The sequence below is a fragment of the Cupriavidus sp. 05N39 genome, assembly GCF_056397325.1.
Genome location: NZ_JBFTNE010000397.1, coordinates 1 through 372 on the forward strand (window position 1 = coordinate 1; position 372 = coordinate 372).

Genomic DNA, 372 nt, shown 5'->3' on the forward strand with positions numbered 1-372 from the left:
GCCCAGGGGCCGGTGGCATTGACCACCGCGCGGGTGCGCAGGCGCACGATGCTGCCATCGGCGTCGCGCAGCACCGCCCACCAATGATCGCGATGGCGGATCAGCTGTTCGCAGCGCGTGCGCACGCGGATCCGGGCACCGCGCTCATGCGCGTCCAGCACGTTGAGCAACACCAGGCGGGCATCGTCCACGCGCGCGTCGGCATAGCTGAAACCACGGCGGACGTCCGCGTGCAGCACCGCCCCGCGTGGATCGCGGCGCAGGTCCAGGCGCTGCGAACGCGGGAAGGCCGGGTCGGCATGGCCGAGGTGGTCGTACAGCCAGAGGGCGGCGTGCAGCATCCAGCCCGGGCGCAGGTGCGCGGCCTGCGGC

General features: G+C 73.4%; 1 protein-coding gene. It reads right to left on the reverse strand.

Features of this window, described 5'->3' with window-relative positions; all coding sequences use genetic code 11:
• A partial coding sequence (locus AC1DN0_RS41880; protein WP_477146727.1) for an FAD-dependent oxidoreductase occupies window positions 1-372 on the reverse strand: 372 nt, incomplete at both ends.